Origin of the sequence: Cytophaga aurantiaca DSM 3654 (assembly GCF_000379725.1) — a bacterium.
GTDB lineage: Bacteria > Bacteroidota > Bacteroidia > Cytophagales > Cytophagaceae > Cytophaga > Cytophaga aurantiaca.
This window is the reverse complement of sequence record NZ_KB903623.1, coordinates 93,172-114,212: the sequence shown is the minus strand read 5'-3', so window position 1 is coordinate 114,212 and position 21,041 is coordinate 93,172. Positions and strand designations below refer to the sequence as shown.

General features: G+C 38.4%; 10 protein-coding genes. 8 read left to right on the top strand and 2 right to left on the bottom strand.

All coding sequences use genetic code 11. From position 1 onward, the window contains the following. The first annotated feature begins 4 nt into the window (after positions 1–4). The 5 genes from A3EE_RS0103940 to A3EE_RS0103920 all read left to right on the top strand — a co-directional run bounded on the left by A3EE_RS0103940 (position 5) and on the right by A3EE_RS0103920 (position 4,053). On the top strand, positions 5–808 hold the full coding sequence (locus A3EE_RS0103940; protein ID WP_018342136.1) for a sulfite exporter TauE/SafE family protein: 804 nt from the start codon (positions 5–7) through the stop codon (positions 806–808). A gap of 2 nt (positions 809–810) precedes the next feature. Beyond that, on the top strand, positions 811–2,196 hold the full coding sequence (locus A3EE_RS0103935) for an MBL fold metallo-hydrolase (RefSeq protein ID WP_018342135.1): 1,386 nt from the start codon (positions 811–813) through the stop codon (positions 2,194–2,196). A gap of 22 nt (positions 2,197–2,218) precedes the next feature. After that, on the top strand, positions 2,219–2,515 hold the full coding sequence (gene trxA / locus A3EE_RS0103930) for a thioredoxin (RefSeq protein ID WP_026209578.1): 297 nt from the start codon (positions 2,219–2,221) through the stop codon (positions 2,513–2,515). 240 nt (positions 2,516–2,755) lie between these two features. Next, positions 2,756–3,190 carry a transposase gene (locus tag A3EE_RS22055; protein ID WP_018342133.1) on the top strand — a complete coding sequence of 145 codons (435 nt, stop codon included), beginning with the start codon at positions 2,756–2,758 and terminating at the stop codon, positions 3,188–3,190. Positions 3,191–3,213: 23 nt separating this feature from the next. Next, on the top strand, positions 3,214–4,053 hold the full coding sequence (locus A3EE_RS0103920) for an IS3 family transposase (protein WP_245553801.1): 840 nt from the start codon (positions 3,214–3,216) through the stop codon (positions 4,051–4,053). A gap of 130 nt (positions 4,054–4,183) precedes the next feature. On the opposite strand, the gene A3EE_RS0103915 is transcribed toward A3EE_RS0103920, so the two are convergent. Further along, positions 4,184–6,109 carry an OmpA family protein gene (locus A3EE_RS0103915; RefSeq protein ID WP_018342131.1) on the bottom strand — a complete coding sequence of 642 codons (1,926 nt, stop codon included), beginning with the start codon at positions 6,107–6,109 and terminating at the stop codon, positions 4,184–4,186. Positions 6,110–6,176: 67 nt separating this feature from the next. Here A3EE_RS0103915 and A3EE_RS0103910 point away from each other — a divergent pair, with 67 nt between their 5' ends. Continuing rightward, complete coding sequence (locus A3EE_RS0103910; RefSeq protein ID WP_018342130.1) at positions 6,177–6,455, top strand: hypothetical protein; 279 nt, start codon at positions 6,177–6,179, stop codon at positions 6,453–6,455. A gap of 88 nt (positions 6,456–6,543) precedes the next feature. Here A3EE_RS0103910 and A3EE_RS0103905 read toward each other — a convergent pair whose 3' ends face one another. Continuing rightward, positions 6,544–7,593 carry a PorP/SprF family type IX secretion system membrane protein gene (locus A3EE_RS0103905; protein WP_018342129.1) on the bottom strand — a complete coding sequence of 350 codons (1,050 nt, stop codon included), beginning with the start codon at positions 7,591–7,593 and terminating at the stop codon, positions 6,544–6,546. Between the two features lie 139 nt (positions 7,594–7,732). On the opposite strand from A3EE_RS0103905, the gene A3EE_RS0103900 reads away from it, so the two are divergent. Both A3EE_RS0103900 and A3EE_RS0103895 read left to right on the top strand, forming a co-directional pair. After that, positions 7,733–9,340, top strand: coding sequence for a PD40 domain-containing protein (locus A3EE_RS0103900; protein WP_018342128.1), 1,608 nt, complete (start codon positions 7,733–7,735; stop codon positions 9,338–9,340). 68 nt (positions 9,341–9,408) lie between these two features. Further along, complete coding sequence (locus tag A3EE_RS0103895) at positions 9,409–20,994, top strand: T9SS type B sorting domain-containing protein (protein WP_083921240.1); 11,586 nt, start codon at positions 9,409–9,411, stop codon at positions 20,992–20,994. Positions 20,995–21,041 lie beyond the last annotated feature (47 nt).

Genomic DNA, 21,041 nt, shown 5'->3' with positions numbered 1-21,041 from the left:
CATTATGGAAATTATAGGCATTGTAGGAATATTAATCATGGGTGTGGTAATAGGTTTACTGGGCAGTGGCGGATCAATCATAACATTACCAGTATTGGTATATGCATTTGGGATGCCGCCACTATTGGCTACAACCTACTCTTTAATCATTGTAGGAGTTACAAGTTCATTTGGGGCGATAAGCTATATAATTAAAAAGGAATATGATATAAAAATAGCTCTTCTGTTTGCTATCCCTTCATTAGTAATTATATTCCTTACTAGAAGTTATTTAATGCCAATGGTTCCTGAGACAATAAATTGGGGAACACATGTCAACATTAGTAAAAGCAATCTAATTATGCTCTTATTCGGTATATTTATGGTTGCAGCATTTTATAGTATGATTACAAGTAATGTACATAACTATAAGCAAACCGATACAGATAAACACTTAGGATTTATTCCATTTGAGGGAGGTCTGGTCGGATTTATTACTGGAATAACAGGGGCCGGAGGTGGCTTTTTAATTATTCCATCATTGGTTATTGCAAATAAAACACCAATCAAAACCGCAGTCGGGACATCATTACTAATTATTAGTATAAATTCAATCATTGGTTTTGTAAGTGATATAAACAGCATACATATAGATTGGATTAAAATAATCAGCTACTCCATATTTTCAATCATTGGTGTTACAATTGGAAGCAGATTCAATCATTTAATATCACCAGTAAAATTAAAATCGCTATTTAGTTGGTTCATTCTTTTAATGGGCATAGCGATTATATACAAAGAAGTAATAACACATCAATCCATTCATTAAATATGAAAATCGAACAATTATATACAGGATGTTTGGCTGAAGCAGCCTATTACATTGAATCGGAAGGTGAAGCAATCATAATTGATCCATTACGCGACATACAACCTTATATACAAAAGCTTGAACGTAATCATGTCAAATTAAAATTTATTTTAGAAACGCATTTTCATGCAGATTTTGTTTCAGGACACATTGACCTTGCTGAAGCAACAGGTGCCATTATTGTATACGGACCTAAAGCTGCAACAACGTTTAAAAGTCACATCGCTCATGACCGTGAAAAACTTACTGTTGGCAAACTGACAATTGAAGTATTGCATACACCCGGCCACACTCCTGAATCAAGCTGTTATTTATTATATGACGAAACAGGAAACAAGCATGCAATTTTCACAGGCGATACGTTATTTATTGGCGATGTAGGAAGACCCGACCTTGCCATTAAAAGCGATTTAACCAAAGAAGATCTAGCGGGTATGTTATATGATTCACTGGAAACAAAAATCAAAACACTCCCCGACTCTATTCTTATTTATCCTGCACATGGAGCAGGATCAGCTTGCGGCAAAAACATGAGTAAGGATACCTTCGACACCTTAGGCAATCAAAAGCTTACGAATTATGCGCTAAAAGCGAAAGATAAAGCGACGTTTATTAAAGAAGTATTAAAAGACCTACAACCTGCTCCTTCTTACTTCAGTGTAAATGCATTGATGAATAAAGAAGGGTATAAAAATACCGCTGAAGTGATCAAACAAGGAAGCATAGCACTTGATGCCGATGCATTCGAAAAAATGCAACTACAAACGCATGCACTATTGCTTGACACAAGAGATCCTGTAACGTTTAAAGAAGGTTTTATTCCTGGCTCAATCAATATTGGTCTTGATGGACAGTTTGCGCCATGGGCAGGTGTATTGATAACAGACAATACCCAACCCATCTTACTCATCACCGAGCCGGATAAAGAAAAAGAAGCCATAATCCGTTTGGCACGTGTAGGCGTAGACAATGTGATAGGGTATTTAAAAAGTGGTTACACAACATGGGAAGTTGCAGGAAAACCTGAAGATCGAATTGAAAGTATAACACCAAAGGAATTTCTAAGCAAAACAGGTGATACACTTGCAATTATTGATGCAAGAAGGGCGTCTGAATATGAAAGTGGTCATGTAGATGGAGCAATTAACCTGCCATTAGACTACATAAATGATTGGACAAATTCACTTGATAAAAATAAAACCTATTATGTGCATTGCGCTGGCGGTTACCGTTCTGTAATTACAGAATCAATTTTAAAATCAAGGAACATTCATAACGTAATTGATGTTGCAGGTGGATATGGTGCAATTCAAAAAGAACTGCAAGAAAGTAAAAACATTAATTAATAATTACATAAACAATACAGCTATGTCATCATTTAAAGAACTGATCAATTCTGACAAACCCGTACTGGTTGATTTCCATGCAACCTGGTGCGGCCCATGCAAACAGCTATCTCCTGTGATTGAAAAGGTCGCTTCAAAATTTAGCGAGCGATTAAAAATCATAAAAGTGGATGTAGACAAAAATGCATCTGCTGCACAAGCCTATCAGGTAAAGGGTGTACCGACTATGATCTTATTTAAACAAGGAAAGATTGTTTGGCGCGGGTCGGGTTATATGGATGAAGGAAAATTGAGCAAGACCTTGCAAGCGTTCGTTTAAGACTACGTAATGATAGACACCAGTCCACGCTTCGCTAAGACTGGTTCCAGTGAATGAAGGGAAGTTGAGCAAGACGCTGCAGGCGTTTGTTTAATTATTAAATTATGAGTTATAAATTATGAATTGTTTGGCCATTTAGATTTGCAACAACAACCAAAAAAAAAGGTTCCGCGATTTGCAGAACCTTTTTTGTTTATAATATGTCTCGTCCTGAAATAGCGATACATAAAAAGTAACGTTATGAAAGAAGAATCAGAGAAACAGTATGTTAGAAGAAGTTCAAAAGACTACAGCTATAGCTTTAAATTAGCTGTAATTCAGGAAATTGAGCAGGGTTTAATAAGTGTAAAAGAAGCCCACGACAAGTATGGAATTCAAGGTAGCCACACGGTTGCAACATGGTTGAAAAAATATGGTAACTTTGACATGTCCAATAAAAGCGACTCAGTTATGCCTAAATCTAATGAACAAAAACTTTTAGAACTAGAGCAAAAGGTGCGCTTACTTGAAAAGCAAAAAGCAGCATTAGAACATCAATTAGAGCGTAGTGATAAGAAAGCGATTTTCTTTGATATGATGATTGATATTGCCGAAGAAGAATTCAAAATCCCAATCAGAAAAAAGCTCTCGCCCGAACAATTAGCCGATTTAGAGAAGAACAAAAAGAAACCTTAACGGGTACTTGTGAATTGCTCGGGATGAATAGGCAAGTTTATTATAGATCAGTTAAATCAAAGCAAAAGAGCCTACAGGTAGCTTGTAAAGTTGTTTCTATGATAAAAGCCATACGATTGCGTATGCCTCGAATCGGAGGTAAAAAATTGTATAAAATACTTTACATAAACCTCAATGAACTTGATGTAGGAAGAGATAAACTGTTTGCTATAATGAAAGCAAATCATTTGCAAATAAGACCTAAGCGACAATATCATGTCACAACCAATTCGCATCACAGATTTAAAAAACATAAAAATTTAATCGAAAATTTATTGATACATAAGCCTGAGCAGGTTTTTGTATCTGACATCACATATATTGGAACTAGGGCATATCCGATGTATTTAGCATTGGTAACAGACGCATATTCTAAAAAGATTATGGGGTTTAATGTTTCCAATAACTTGACAACTGCAGGTGCATTTGCAGCAATGACAATGGCAATAAAGAATCGTTTTTATCATCATGCTGATTTAATACACCACTCCGATAAAGGACTTCAATATTGCAGCAATGAATATCAAGAGCTATTAATAGGCAATAATATTAGCTGCAGTATGACTGAAAAATATGATCCTTATCAAAATGCTGTTGCAGAACGCGTGAATGGTATACTTAAACAAGAATTCTTAGAGGGAATAAGCATTAAGGATTTACAGTTAATGCGTTTATTGGTTGCTGAGTCAATTGATATTTACAACACGGAAAGACCACATTATTCAAATTATTATGAAACGCCTCAACAGATGCATAATCAATCTAAAATCAAAATGAGAACATATAAAAGCAAAATAGCATCACAAAAATGTGATGCTATTTAATAAATTGGTATCCTTGTAAAACTGTATCGCTATTTCAGGACGACACACTATATGAAATGCAATTCTCTTTATACTAAGAACTCTATAATCACTGGTCTAGCACCTAGCAACTGGCACCTAGCACCTATCCTTAATTTGCAAGAATCTTAATTTCAGTTCTTCTATTCAATTGTTTATTTTCAGGGGTGTCGTTTGGAACAACAGGCTTGTCTTCACCATGTCCGATATAAATGATGCGATCCGCACTGATGCCTTTAGCGATTAAGTAATTCATTACAGCGTGTGCACGCGCATCAGATAAAGTCAAATTAGCTTGAGTCTCACCATCACTGTCTGTGTGGCCGGACACTTCAATTTTAATTTTAGGATTCTTACTTAATATATCGAATAATTTATCCAACTCTACCTCTGATTCTTTTCTTAATGTAGCTTTGTTCACATCAAAGAATACGTTGTTCAATACAATCGTTGAACCAATATCCATTTTCTCGAGACAGATTTCATCGTCGATCTCTTTAAAATTTTCCAGCTTGGGAATATCTATATTTTTAGAATGGAATAAATATCCTTTAGCTTCAACTGCAATCGCATAATTCTTTCCTGCCGGCAGGGTAACAACGAACTTGCCAGTAGAACTATTTGAAACATATTTCCCAATCAGTTTACCGGATTCAATATCGGTTACGTTAATATTTCCTTGAATAAACTCTTTCGTTTTACAATCAGAAACGGTTCCTTTTAGCAATACCAATGCAGCCTTGGCTTCCGGACGTTCTAACAAATAAAGATCCTTGTCGCCCAATCCTCCTTCACGGGCAGAAGAAAAGTATGCACGTTTATTATCCGCCGACCAAACAAAATAAATTTCATCTCCTACTGTATTAATCGGGTATCCTAGATTCGTTGGCGGAGAAACAATCAGCACAGGTGTAGTTGACCAATCAATTGTTGATTGAAATATATCAAAACTGCCCATTGAATTATGTCCTTGTGAACTGAAATAAAATGTTTTTCCATCAGCATGTAAGTAAGGTGAAAATTCATCTTCAGCAGTATTTACTTCTTTGCCCATATTTACAGGTGCTCCCCAGGTACCATCTGCGTTCTTCTTAGACCAATATATGTCGGTCCCACCAAAACCTCCTTTTTTATTTGAAACAAAAAACAAATAATTCCCATCCGGCGAAAAGTTGCCGCAAGGTTCCCAACCATCCGTATTAATGAACTTCCCAAACGAAACCGGTTTACCCCAGGATGCACCTGTTAATTGACTATAGAAAAGATCTCCGCCGCCATCATCCTTATATATGATCATAGTTTGTCCTTCAGAGGATAAACCAACGCATGCATCGTGATTTGCAGAGTTAATTGTTTGATCCAGTTGCGTTCCTTCTTTCCAGGTATTGTTTGCTAGTTTATTGGATATGTAGATATCTTCGAAATAATGTCCATCCATTTCAGATACCAAACCTCCTGTAGAATTGGGTCTTCTGGAAGTATAAATAATCGTCGATTCATCTACACTGATAGCCGGATTATAATCAGGATAGGCAGAATTGATTGTTTTACCCAAGTTGCTAATTTTCATTACAACAGGTTTACTCATTAATAATTTTGCATTTTCACAATAACGCAGGTAACGATTCGTCTGAGCTAATAATTCTTTATCCGCCGGTCTTAGTTTGGCTTTAAAGGATTGTAAATTTAAAATTGCCTCGTCAATCTTGGCATTTGCATGATAAGATACCCCTAAATAATACTCAAGCATTGGATCTTCAATACCTGCTTTTTTAGCTGGCAACAAATATTTTAAAGCTTTATCGTAGCTGTAGGTATTTATATAGCATAAAGCAATCGAATAATTTATCCCAGGATCTGTTGGCACAAATGCATAAGCAGCAAGGTATTCATCAAGCGCCTTGAGGTAATTTGCTTGATCGTAATACATTTTGCCTTCTTCTAAATGATTGCGCGCCTCCTTAGGAATGGATTGTGCAACTGCCAAATTATTACTCGCAATGAGTATAATTGCTAAAATATAAATGTACTTATACATCGTTTTTAATTTGTAAGAAAAACTTATTGTGCTAATTTGCGTTACATATACAAAAACGCATTTGTGAATGAAAAGGTTATTGATTGGAAGTCTATTGTTAGCATCTTTAGTTTCTTGCGCAGGTAAGAAGCAATATTACATGAGTAAGCAAGAAAAATCAAATCAAAAAGGCTACCATGCAAATAGTGCGAATAAAGTAGTAAACGAGAACGCAAAGAATAAAGCTGCAAATCAAAAAGCTTCAGAGAAAAACAGACAGCAAACAAATGCTGCCGCTGCAGAGAAGGCTAAAACAAATGGTAAAGCTAAAAAGCATAGCGGTGAGTTTAAATTCTATTTCCATTAATTCGTTTATAATATACACATACAGAGCATAAAAAAAGTCCCACGTTTATAACATGGGACTTTTTTATGCTCTGTAATCAGATAATGATTTAGTGTTTATAGAAACTCGGACAAGGTAAGCGTCTCATTGGTTTATGTTTCTTAACCGGTTTATGAATGTACGTGATGTTAAATTCATGCGATCCACCAGGGCCTGCTGCCGTCAACTTAGAGATTGTTAAGTCATAGCTATATCCAAAACTCCATGTTTTATACATCCATCCTACCAGAAAAACCACAGACTCTCTATTCGGTATCTTATAATTGTTATCGTAGTGCTTAACAGGTATACCTCTATACCAAACGCCCGCCATTAACTGATTGTACATACCATAAAGTCCCAAATCTAATTGATCCGACTTGCCTTGAGATTTATAATGAAATGTAGGAGTAATACTTATTTCCGTTGCATCTTCTGTATAAGCAAGATACTTTCTTTGTGAAAGAGGTATTTTATAGCCCCCTGTCAACTGAAAATTCATTGGTAAATTATCTTTTGTTGCTCCTGCAAACGATTGAACAGGCGTGTTCAAATGCTCTACAGAAAAACCACCCCAGATGCGATCTGAATATACAACGGTTCCAGCACCAACATCTGCATATAATTGACTTTGAATACCTGTAGGATGAGTTCCACCGCCTTTGTAACCATTCGGATCATCAAATTGGCTTGGGTATCTTAAGCCTGTATAGTCGAGTGTACGTTGAATGCCGGATGCTTGTAAGCCTAATCGAGCGGTAAACTTTTTAGAAACAGGAATTTCGTATGAATATAAAAAAGAGAATTGTGTTGAAGCATATACACTAGAGCCCTGAATATCATGTAAAACTTGAAAACCAATGCCACTTTTGTATTTATCAAGATATGTATCTCCAGATGCATAATATGTTTTATAGTTCGCATCTAAGCCAAGCCATTGTAAACGGGTATGAACAATTCCCCGAGGTGCATGTACACTACCTGCAAATGCTGGATTATGATACAAGGGAACTGCGTAAAACTGAGAAAATTGAATATCTTGTGAATAAGCATTATTATACCCAAATGAGGTAAATAATGCCGTTAATATGAATATACGTAAATAAATTTTACTAAACATGAATATTATATTTAGAATGAATCACGACCAAATATACGTAAATATACACCCGTAAACCTCAATACGAAATTTATTGAGAATAGTTTTTTTAGAGGTTTAGTTTCTGTTAATTTGTAATACGTCTAAAATTTCGAACATAATGTTTTCAAAGAAAATCGGTTCAATATTTATACTTATCATAAGTATTGCATTATTCAGCACCAATGTTTTTTCTCAAACATCTCTTTCCAGGGTTGAATTAGAAACAAATGCTGATTATACATTCAAAAGCAAAGATTATTACCATGCATTGCCCTTGTTTTTAACCCTCGATAGTTTATATCCTAATGTTCCTAAGTATATATTTCCACTTGGGGTATGCTATATTAACACAACTGGTGATCAGAAGAATGCATTGAAATATTTAGAACAATGCAAATTAAAATCAAGCCAATATCCTCCTACATTACATTATTATCTTGGAAGAGCCTACCATCTTTCTCATCGTTTTGATGATGCCATTGTTGAGTATGAACTTTGCCTTTCTCATTTATATAAAAAGAAGAAACAATATGCCTATATAATAAAGGATATATATAGAGAAATTGAAATGTGTGAAAATGGCAAGCAATTAATCAAAGATGAATTGATAATTGACATCCAGAATTTAGGCCCGAAAATCAACAGTAATTATCCTGAATATGCTCCCGTTTTAACATTAGATGAGAAAGAATTAATCTTCACATCCTGCAGACCTGAAACAACGGGTGGTTTAATTGACACGGAAGACGGATTGTATTTTGAAGATGTTTACATCTCTTCAAAAAAAGATTCGAGCTGGTCTACAGCAATAAATATGGGCTCTTCAATAAATACTATAGGGCATGACGCAAGTGTTTCCTTAACCCCGGATGGCCAGCAATTATTAATTTACCGCTATGAAAATGAAGCGGGTTTTCTTTTATCAAAATTGGATGGAGTAACATGGCTACCTGCAGAAGAATTGTTGGGTGAAGTAAACTCAAAATTTTATGAGCCATCAGCATGTCTGACAAAAGATGGAAGTTTTTTAATTTTCAGTAGCAACAGGCCAGGTGGTTATGGTGGACTGGATTTGTACATTTCAAAAAAACTAGTAAATAATGAATGGGCCAGACCTATCAACCTTGGGCCTGTCATCAATACAAAATACGATGAAGATTCACCTTTTCTTCATTCCGATGGACGTACATTATACTTTAGTTCTAACGGACATAACTCGATGGGAGGTTTTGATATGTTCGTTTCAAAATCGTTGTCTGATTCAACAATATCATGGGATAAGCCTGTGAATGTTGGCTATCCATTAAACTCAGCGCACGATGATATCCACTTTAGTTTGTCTGCTGATGGCAGACGTATTTATTTTGCATCTATACGTCCTGAAGGATTTGGAGATCGGGATATTTATATGGCTACGATTGAACAAACAAAAGTATTGGATGTATTGGTAATTGTAGGTGTAATTCAGGATTCTATTTCTAAACAGCCAATTAGTGCATCTATTGAAGTTGTAGATACTGGCAATAATTCAATTGTTGGTATATATCATTCTAATAAAGTAACAGGAAAATACATTATGGCATTGCCAGAAGGCGGTAAGTACAGAATATCAATACAATCTCCGAATTACAAAGTTTGTGATGACGTAATTACAACAAAAGAATTGAGTGGATATCAGGAACGTGAAACCAACATTAATCTCTGTCCCGACATCATAAAAGAATGATTTCTCACAAAAAAGGAACATTTTCACTCACATTCTCGTAAAGTAACACAAACTAGTACTACGTACTTATGAAGACACTATATACTACTTCCCAACTTCAAACCAAAAATATCCTAAAGGCGCTTTTCCAAATTCCGTTGCTATTTATAAGTGTGTTTGCTTTTGCAGAAGGTACTGCACAGTTAACACCTACCTTAGCTTCTGATAACCAGGGTGTATTGCAAATTTGGGATAACGGTGATGTTACCAGAAATTCATCTACGTTTGGCTGTCCAGGAACAAAACGTTTATATTTTAATATTTGTAATCCTGAAGAAGCTTATTTTGGGATGAACTATGAAACAGCAGATTTAGCTGCTCCTGCAACACTTTGGTATAGAATTATTTCTCCAAGTGGTACGATTGTTTTCCCAACTTCAGGCACAGGTTGGCAACAAGTAACAAATGCTGGAGCTGGTTCAATTTCAAGTTGGGCACAAGCAGTTGCAGGTCCAAACAATATCGCTGGTGGAACGGGTGGTTATACACCTTTACATTTTACACCAGGTGAACAAGGTGACTTTTACATAGAATTTTACAGGAAAAGTAATGCAGGGATGCCTGCAACTAATAAAGTTTTTGACGAATCGGTAGCATTAACTGCCGCCGATATAGCACTAATAAATGGACAGCAAAAATCAAAAACCCGTATTCGTTTTTTTGATTTAACTGTATCAGACCTACCTTCCCCTACAGCTGCACAGCTTGTGGCTGGTTCAGGCTTAGGTGGAAATAGAATTCTTGGTAGATTATTCTCAAAAACATGGGATATAAATGTGAATGCCGGAGGCAACCCATTTATCTGTAAAATGTTTGTATACTCAACGGATGGTATTGTAACGGGTCTTGATTTTAATAGAATCAGGCCTTTTGGGTTTGCAATTTCATGTAACCCTACAGGTGTTGCGCCAACAGGACCTACCGCTACGATTAGAAGGTCTGTTGCAGGGAATTCTACTTACGCGGATTATAGGATATTTCTAAACAATCCAGATATATGCTCTTTCCCTACAGGGATTTTTGGTGATATCCTTAATAAAAATAATATTACCGTCACGGGTTGTGATGTAAACAACCGATGTATAAATATTGTTGTTGATAAAGCCGGTGGTACAGAATTACTATTAAATTTTAATGGCGTACCGGGATATCAATTTGGTACAAGCGATGTACTGATTAAACAAACCTTGGTTGTTGGTGCAAACTGTATTCCGTGGGATAGCCGCGATGGATTAGGAAATTTAATTACACCAGGTACAGCGCTGGATATGCGACTTGATTATTTCAATGGTATAACACACTTACCTTTATTTGACGTAGAAAATCATCCATATGGATATATTGTATCTCTGGTAAGACCTGCCGGCCCGCCACCATTGCTTTTCTGGGATGATACCGGTATAGGCGGAGGAAGTAATCTTGCTGGTTGTACAACAGGTATCCCAACAGCAACTACAGGCTGTCATGGTTTTGGTTCTGTTACGGCAGGTGCTATGCCTCCATCAAGTAATCCAACTACAGCAAACTGGGGTGATAATAAAACCGTCAATACCTGGTGGTATGCTAATTACATAAATGTAAATGCTACCTATAATGTACCGGGGAGTATAAGTGTTGATGCAAATACTACAACTCCTGGCACTGGTTCTGCAAACGATATTAATAGCTGTACAAATGCCGACCCTATCTCTTTGAATGGTGCACAAACCGGTGCTGGTGGGGCTACATGGTCTGTTAAAGCTGGTGTTACAGGAACTTTTGCAAGTGCAACTTCTCCTGTAACAACGTTTACTCCTTCTACTGCTGACTTAGGTAAAGCATCTATATATCTATACCTTACATCAACAGGTAACGGAGCCTGTCCAGCCATAAAAGATTCCATCAAAATTACATTTATAGGTGGCCCAACTGTTACACCAGGCGGTCCGCAATCGGCCTGTGCCAACAATCCAACCATGACATTAGCCGGTAACTTTACGGTGGCTCCTGGAATTATCTGGACAGGTGGTGCAGGTACATATGTACCAAACAATACAACTAAAAATGCAACTTACACTCCTACTGCTGCAGAGATAAGTGCAGGTTCAGTTACATTAACAATAACAACAACCGGTAGTACATTATGTCCTGAGGCATCCGGTACTGTAACTTTAACATACACGCCTGCACCAACAGTTAATGCGGGATCACCAGTAATAGTATGTGTTAACAATCCTGTTGCAACGGTGACTGGTACAGCTACGAATCAAACCGGCGTTACCTGGACCGGAGGAACCGGAACATTTGGAAGTCCTGGAGCTTTAAGTACTACGTATACTCCTTCTGCTGCTGAAAAAACAGGAAATCCTAAAACAGTAACTTTAACATTAACTGCAAGTAAAGTCGGCTGTAATTCTGTAACATCCAATGTGAATGTTACTATCAATCCGTCTCCAATTGTTAGTGCCGGTATAGACAGAACCATTTGTAAAAATGATTCTGTAAATCTCGCAGGTACAGTTACCAATGCAACCGGTGGTATCTGGTCTGGCGGTACAGGTAAATTCACACCGGATAATACGACACTTACAGCAAACTATAAACCAAGTGCTGCTGAATTAGCAGGTTCAAGTGTTGTTTTAACACTTACATCAACTGGGAACGGAACTTGTAATCCTGTAACAAGCAACATGACCATCACGTTAAATGCGGCTCCGACAGCGGTTATTACTGCTCCGGCTTCCGTATGTGATAACAATCCTTCCTTTAATTTATCAGGTACATTTTCGGGAGCTACAGGTATAAAATGGATAGGTAATGGCGGAACATTCTCTCCGAACACAACTGTCAGCCCTGTTACTTATACCCCTTCTGCCGGTGAAATTGCAGGTGGTCTTACAGGTGTTGTTTTGCAAACAACAGGAGGTATTTGTCCTCCAACTTCAGATACTGCCCTTGTCAGCTTTAACCCTGCTCCTACTGTTGACGCAGGTTTGCCAATTTCAATTTGCGAAAACAACCCTACAGGAAAATTAACGGGATCTGTTGTAGGTATATCAACTGTAACATGGTCATCACCAACCGGAGGTTTATTCTCCGCACCAAGTAATCCTGTAACAAATTATACAGCTACAGCAACTGATATTACTAATGGATCGGTAACATTAACGGTTACTGCTAATAAAGCCACCTGTTTACCTGTTGTCGATCAGGTTGTGGTTACAATTACGCCCAAACCTACAGTAAATGCAGGACCTTCAAGAAGTGTTTGTAGAAACAATCCAACAGCTACATTTAATGGAACAGCAACCGGACCTACAGGCTTCGGTGTTAAATGGACTACCGGCGGAGATGGAACATTTGGCACATCTACTTCTGTAAACACAACATATACAGCAGGTCCAAACGATTTAATTGCAGGAACTGTTACGTTAACGTTAACTACAACCAATAACGGAAATTGTTCACCAGTATCCGCAACGACTACAATGACGTTTACTCCTACTCCTGTTGTAACACCGGGAACTTATACGGTATGTTCAAACAATGCAACAGTTAGTTTAAATGGTTCAGTTACTGTAGCATCAGGCGGACAATGGGTTGGTGGCGCAGGAACCTTCACACCAAGCAGAACTGTATTGAACCCTACCTATACTCCTACTGCAGCTGAAATTTCAAGTGGATCTTTAAATTTAACTTTACAATCAACAGGAAATGGTAATTGTACTATGGTTTCAGGAACTGCAACCATTACATTTACAGCTTCACCTACCATAACACCTGTAACACCTGTAAATGTCTGTGCAGATGCTCCGACAGCATCTATCTCTACAACAAAAACATTGGCAACAGGTGTATTGTGGTCTGGCGGTTCAGGAACTATTACAAGTCCTACTGCTTTATCTACCACATATGTACCAACTACTGCAGAAGTAAATGCGGGGTCTGTATCATTGACTGTAACAACTACAGGTAATGGAACTTGTTCACCCGTATCATCTAATGTACAAATACTAATCGCGCCAGCACCTACTGTAAATGCAGGATCAAATCAGATAGTCTGCGGTACGGTTGCTACAGTCTCTAATTTAACAGGAACTGTTACAGGTGCAAGTGGTGGAACATGGACAAAAGTATCCGGTACAGGAACGTTTGGAAATGCGAACAATACATCAACTACCTATACACCGTCAACCTTGGATGTAACAAACGGATCTGTAACATTGAAATTAACAAGTACAGGAAACGGATTATGTCAACCGGTATCTAATACCATGACAATTACTTACACTCCGGTACCTTCCATTAATGCAGGAGCCAATCAGATTGTATGTTCAACAGAACTTCCAATAAATCTTTCTGCAACGGGCTCTCCTGCTAGCTGGGCTACAAGTGGTGGTACGTTTGGTAATGTCAATTCATTAACAACTACGTATAATCCATCTGCTGGAGAGATCTCTGCAGGTACGGTTACCTTATCTATCAGTACAATTCCAAGTGGTGCATGTCCAACAAAGACGGATCAGATCACCATTACAATCCCGGCAGGTCCTATTGTAAATCCAGGTGCTGCAAGTCAAACAATGTGTGGAAGCTTAGCTGCTTACCCATTAAATGGAACTGTTACAAATGCAACCGGTGGTATCTGGACAACAAACGGCACAGGTTCATTCACTCCGAATGCCAATACACTTAATGCATCGTATACACCTTCCACTACTGACAGAACAAATGGCTCTGTGCAATTGACACTGACATCAACTGGTAATGGTTTCTGTCAACAGGTTGCTAAAACAATTACCTTAACAATCACGCCAGCAATTGTAGTAAGTGCAGGCCCTAATCAAACACTTTGTGCAGATGTTTCCGGCATTACATTGAATGGATCTGTTACAACAGCAACAGGTGGTATTTGGTCTATCACTTCTGGAGGCGGCTCAATAGCTTCTCCGACAAGTTTGGTTACTACCTACACTCCTACAGCAGGAGACATAACAACAGGTTCGGTATCCTTCTTATTAACTTCAACAGGAAATGGCGGCTGTCCTGCTGTGACAAGTACCGTAGCCCATACCTTAACACCAGCACCTACATTGAATCAAGGTGGAAATCAAACCATTTGTGGTGATAGTGCTTATGTACAATTGGGAGCAACGTTCACTATTGCAACCGGCGTAAAATGGACAAGTAATGGAACAGGAACATTTTCACCTAACAATGTAACTGCCAATGCACATTACATCCCATCTGCTGCAGATAGATCTAGTGGAAGTGTTACATTGACCGCTACTACTACTGGCAACGGTACATGTAATCCGATTGTAAAAACACTTACAGTGACAATTACTCCTATTGTGACAGTATCTGTTCCTTCAACACAAACAGTTTGTGAAAACAATTCTACTGTAACTCTTAATGCAACGATCGTGACAGCAACTGCTGTAAACTGGACTACATCCGGTACAGGCACATTTGCGAGTCAAACTTCCGCATCAACAACTTATGCACCATCTATAGCTGATATTTCATCCGGCTTAGTAACCTTGACTGTAAAAACAACTGGTAATGGAACATGTAAAGCTAAATCAGCTCAGGTACAGGTAACAATTGCGCCGGCACCAATTGTTGATGCAGGTTTACCGCAAACTGTTTGTTCAACAACATCTGCTATTACATTGAACGGTACAGTACAAAATGCAAGTGGTGGTACATGGACTTCTAATGGTACCGGTTCATTTGCCAACGCAAATGCACTTTCAACTACCTATACACCAACTCAGGCTGACACAACAGCCGGATCCGTAATCTTTACATTAACTTCTACCGGTAACGGAACATGTACACCTGTTAGTAAAAATGTAACGATTACATTTAAGAAAATTGCAATTGTTGAGGCTGGCCCATCTCAAACTATTTGTGGAGATAGTGCTTATGTACAACTTGCAGGTTTAGTTACAAATGCCGGTGGTGGTATCTGGACTAAATCGGGAACAGGTATTTTCTTCCCAAGTACAATAGATCTAAATGCTGTATATTCTCCAACTGCTGCAGATAAAACAAGCGGTTCTGTTACACTTACATTAACATCAACAACTAATGGTGTTTGTCCTCCTGTATCAGACAATATGGTAATTACAATTACTCCTGCACCTGTTGTTACAATCAGTTCAGATCAAACTGTGTGTGCAAATAGTGCTGTTACAAGTGTAACAGGTGGATTCACTCCGGCTGTTGCTGCTTCAGGTGTTAAATGGACAACTTCAGGCTCTGGTGTATTTGGAAGCCCTACTTCAACGACAACAATTTACACACCTTCTGCCATTGATAAAGCGGCAGGATCTGTTGTATTGGCTATAACTACTACAGGTAACGGAACATGTAAACCTGCACAAGGCTTCTTAACATTAACAATCACACCTGCTCCAATATTAAATGCAGGCTTTGATAAAACAATCTGTGGTGATAGTTTAGGTGTTAAATTAGATGAGGCTACAGTTACGACTGCTACAGGAGTACTATGGTCTACAAACGGCAGTGGTGTATTTGGACCTAATAATACAACAACTCAACCTACCTACTTCCCATCTACTGCTGATAAAACAACAGGCCTGGTTAAACTTGCTGTAGTAACAACCGGTAATGGTTTATGTTTACCTGTGCGCGATACAATTCAGATAACAATAACACCAATACCTACAGTGAATGCAGGTTCAGATATATCTATATGCGCAGATACAAATGGCGTTAAATTGTCTGGAAGCTCTACCATTGCCGGTGGTGTTAAATGGACAACATCTGGGTCGGGTATATTTACACCAAGTGCATTGGTAACAGGAGCTAATTACATTCCTTCAAATGCTGATACAACTGCAAAATCCGTTACATTAACATTGACAACAACCAATAACGGAACATGTAAAGCAGTTCATGATGATATACTAGTATCAATAGCACCTAAACCTGTAGTTGATGCAGGTGTTGATAGAACAGTTTGTGCGGATGTCGATCAATTACTTTTAGGAGGCATTGTTAACAATGCAACCGGAGGGGCATGGACAACTAGCGGTAGCGGTAGCTTTGCACCTAACAACTCAACATTGAATCCCAACTACTCTCCTTCTACTTCTGATTTAACAGTAGGAACCGTTGTATTGACCTTAGTTTCAACCGGGAATGGTTTATGTAAACAAGTCTCCGACAATGTTACATTGAAATTCAATCCGGTAGCTACAATTTCTGCTGGTAATGATCTTCAGGAATGTAATAGTGTTACAACTGTGAACATCAATGGTTCATCAACAAATATTTCCAGTGTAAGCTGGCAGATCATATCCGGAAACGGTTCTCTAACTACTACTACAAATATTGCTACTTCATATAATGTTTCCCCAGCTGATGTTATAGCAGGAAGCGTTACATTAAAAGTAACAGGTACTGCATTCAGTGGTTGTTCAAACGTTTCAGATATTGTTACAATTACGTTTGTTGCCGCTCCTCCAATAGATGCAGGAAATAGCAAATCGGTTTGTAGCACAGATTTCCCAATTGCATTACAAGGATCAGGTTCATCTGCACAATGGTCTGGATATACGGGAACATTCAGTCCAAATGATCAAACATTAAATGCTCTCTATACACCAAGTGCAGCAGAAGTTACGGCAGGAACTGTTACATTAACCCTTACTACAACAAACAATGGTGTTTGTACACCAGCTGTTGACAATGTAACATATACTATTTTAGATGGCCCGGTAGTTGGTGCAGGTACTGTAGCACAAATCTGTGCAAACTCTCCTTCTGTTAATTTATCAGGCTCTACGAATGGAGTAAGTTCAACAGGTGTAACCTGGTCTACTTCCGGTTCTGGTACATTTACAAATGGAAATACTATTAGTCCAACTTATACTCCATCCCAATCTGATAAAAATGGCGGAGAAGTTGTTTTAACAATTTCATCAAGTGGAACAAATCCTGCATGTAAAGTAGCAGCAGACACTGTACACTTATTAATTGCACCTGCTCCTAAAGTAACAACAGGTGTAGATCAGATTGTTTGTGGAGATGCTGCAACTGTAAATATCAGTTCAATATTCTCTAATGCAACAGGCATACAATGGTCAAATGTAACAGCTAACGGTACGTATAGCAGTACAACTTCAGCAAATACAACATACAATGTTGCAATACCTGCAGATACGACTGCCGGTTCGGTTACAATACAAGTATCAACTACCGGACAATTAGCAGGCTGTCCTGCAGCGACTGACCAGATGCTGATTACATTCACGAAAAAACCTGCTGTTTCTGCAGGCTCGCCGATTACAGTTTGTACAGATACAACATCTATTCCATTACACGGCTTGGTTTCCGTAGCAACAGGCGGAACATGGTCATCGCCATCGGGAGGAACATTCACACCAAATGCAAACTCGTTGAATGCTCAATACATTCCTTCAGCTTCAGATAAATCATCTGGTAATGTTACGCTTACTCTGACTACAACGGGTAATGGTACATGTAATGCGTATACAAACGATGTTGCTATAACGTTAAATCCAAAACCAACAATCGGAGGTTCTGTTCCGCAGGATTCAATCTGTACAGGAAATACAATTACTGCTACAGCGAATGTAACCAATACAACTTCACTGATCTGGAAAACAACAGGTACCGGTACATTCAGTACAACTACGGGTTCACCAACAGTCTATACACCATCTTTAGCTGACCAATCAAATGGTGGCGTTATTATATATGCTTCTACTGTCGGATCTAATCCATGTAAAGAAATTGAAAAATACTTCTCTATCACGATTCTTCAATCCCCAGCGTCTCTTGTAAATGCAGGCTTTGACCAAACGGCCTGTGCGGATGCCCTTTTCTACCCTCTTAATGGAATTGTAGGTGGACTTGGAGGAACAGGTATTTGGACAAGTTCTACCGGTCGTGGTACTTTTGATCCAGATCCTACAGATTTAAATCCGACTTTCATTCCGGATCCATTAGATATTGCTGCAGGAGGTATAACAGTTAGATTAACTTCTACAAATAATAATATTTGTGCTCCAAGCTTCGATGATATGGTATTGACAATAACACCAACACCTACAGTTAGTGCAGGTACACCATTGCCTCCATTGTGTGCAGATACAGCTTACATCCAATTAGCTCCTACTATTACAAATGCATTGGGTGGTGAATGGTCAACATCGGGTACAGGGATATTTTCTCCTAGTATTTCAGACTTAAATGCGGTGTATGTCCCATCTGCGGCAGATAGAAAAAAAGGAAGAATAACGCTAACCTTAGTAACAACAGGTAATGGAACATGTAATGCGTATTCTAACTTCTTAGATCTACGATTTACTCCAAAACCAACGTTATCTCTTGGACCGGACAAGCTTGTGTGTGCAGATAAATCCGTTAACTTAACTGCAGCAACAACTGTGGCTACCAGCGTTAACTGGACTTCTTCAGGTTCGGGTATTTTTTTCCCTGCAGCAGGACTTAGCACACAATACCTCATGTCGAATGCGGATACAACAAATAAAGTATTCAACGTGTTTGCTAAAACAACAAATCAGGGTTTATGTAAACCGGTTTATGACACCATAAAAATTACTGTACAACCTGTACCGGTAGTACTTGCATCAGCAGATCAGGCTATATGCGCAGACGCAGGTACCATTCAGGTAAGCGCAGATATTAACAATGCTACAGGTGTATCATGGACAACTAACGGTACAGGAACATTCTCTCCGAACTCTTCAGGAAATCCGGTATCCTACAATGTATCTCAAGCAGATGCAACAACGGGTACAATAGAATTATATGCTACTTCAGCGAATTCCGGAATTTGTAGTTCAAGAACGGATACGTTAATTGTATCCATTGCTCCTATTCCGGTTGTTTCTGCAGGTGCTCCTATTATATGCGAGACTGCTAAGGGAGCTGCATTAACAGGTACGGTTACAAGCGCATTGACAGGATCAACTACATGGTCAAGTTCAGGTGCAGGCGTGTTTGCAGTAAATAATTCTACATTAACTGCTACATACTATCCTACAGCTGCCGATATCACTGCAGGTAGAGTAACCCTTACTCTTACAGCATCTAATTATGGAACATGTAATGATGTAACAAGCAATGCAATATTATTGATTGAGCCACTGCCGATTGCAAATGCAGGACAGGATCAATTCTCTTGTGTTGGTAGTCAAATCACTGTATCTGCAAATAATACGCAGGCTGGTGTAAGTTATGCATGGACAGATAATACAGGTACGATTGTACAGCCTGCAAACTCTAAGTCACATACATTTACTGTTGGCGGCAATACACAACGTATTCTTGAAGCAACAGATCCGAAAGGTTGTGTATCCAGAGATACAGTAAATATTGTAACATTCACATTGCCTTCGTTCACCTTGTCACCAAATCCGGCATGTTACAGTGAGAATTTATTAGTTCAATCTAATCCTGCTCCGCAACCAACTGTACCTGGTATATATCAGTGGTTCAACAACGGAAGTATTATGACAGGACAAAATAAAGACTTCTTAATTGTACCGGATACTGGCACATTTAAAATTGAATTTGCTTTTGCAAACTGTAGTTCAACCGGTCAGGTAAAAGTGAATCCTGTTCCAATTATTAGTAAGAAAGATATTATTGCCTGCGGAAATGGTGTCTTTACGGCGAGTGCATTCCCTGCGAATGCAACAATCACCTGGAGTTTAAATGGAGCTCCATCGGGTGCAGGTAATACATTAAACATTGTTTCTGTACCGAATGACACAATCAAATACGACTTGCAAGCACAGAATCCAATTACAGGCTGTATCGCACATGATAGTGCTTATGTTATAGGACTTCCAATACCACAAATGGTGTCACTTGATTCTACTTCTTGTCAGGGATTGACGGTTAAATTAACTGCAAGACCAACAAACATCCCTAACTTAGATCAATTCCTGCAATTGAGCTTTGATTGGAGAAAAGATGGAGGAGCAATCTTTGCAACAGATTCTACCATTATTGTAAATTCACTTGGTACATATAGAGGTGCAATTTCAATCGATCAATGTAAAGACACTTCAACCAATGTAATTGCCTTTGCAGCGTATCCTACCTCAAGTTTGCCGGATCAATATACATACTGTCCGGATACGGATCATACTGTAACATTAGATGCAGGTACTCTTCCGAATACAACTTACAAATGGAACAGTGAATCACCTGTAACTACAGGAATTAAGATTGCATCACCAATAGAGGATACAATTTATGTTGTTCGAATCACAAACCAATTCAATTGTTCTATAACAGACAAAACAACTATATTCTCAATATGTGCACCACACATTGATGTACCTACAGCATTTACACCTGGAACAGCTGGTGGCGATCAGTTCTTCAGAGGTTTTGGTAAATACGAACAAAACTACAAGATCATGATCTTTAACAGATGGGGTGAAGTAATCTTCATGTCAACGGATAAAAATGCAACATGGGATGGTAATTATTTAGGTGAACCAATGCCATCCGGAACGTATCCATGGATCGTGACATACGAAGGTAGAGCTCAATTCAAAGGACCTTACAAACAAACAGGTTCGGTAACAATTATCAGATAATAAATATCGATCAGATAAATAATAAAAAAGGTCTCGTTAATAGCGAG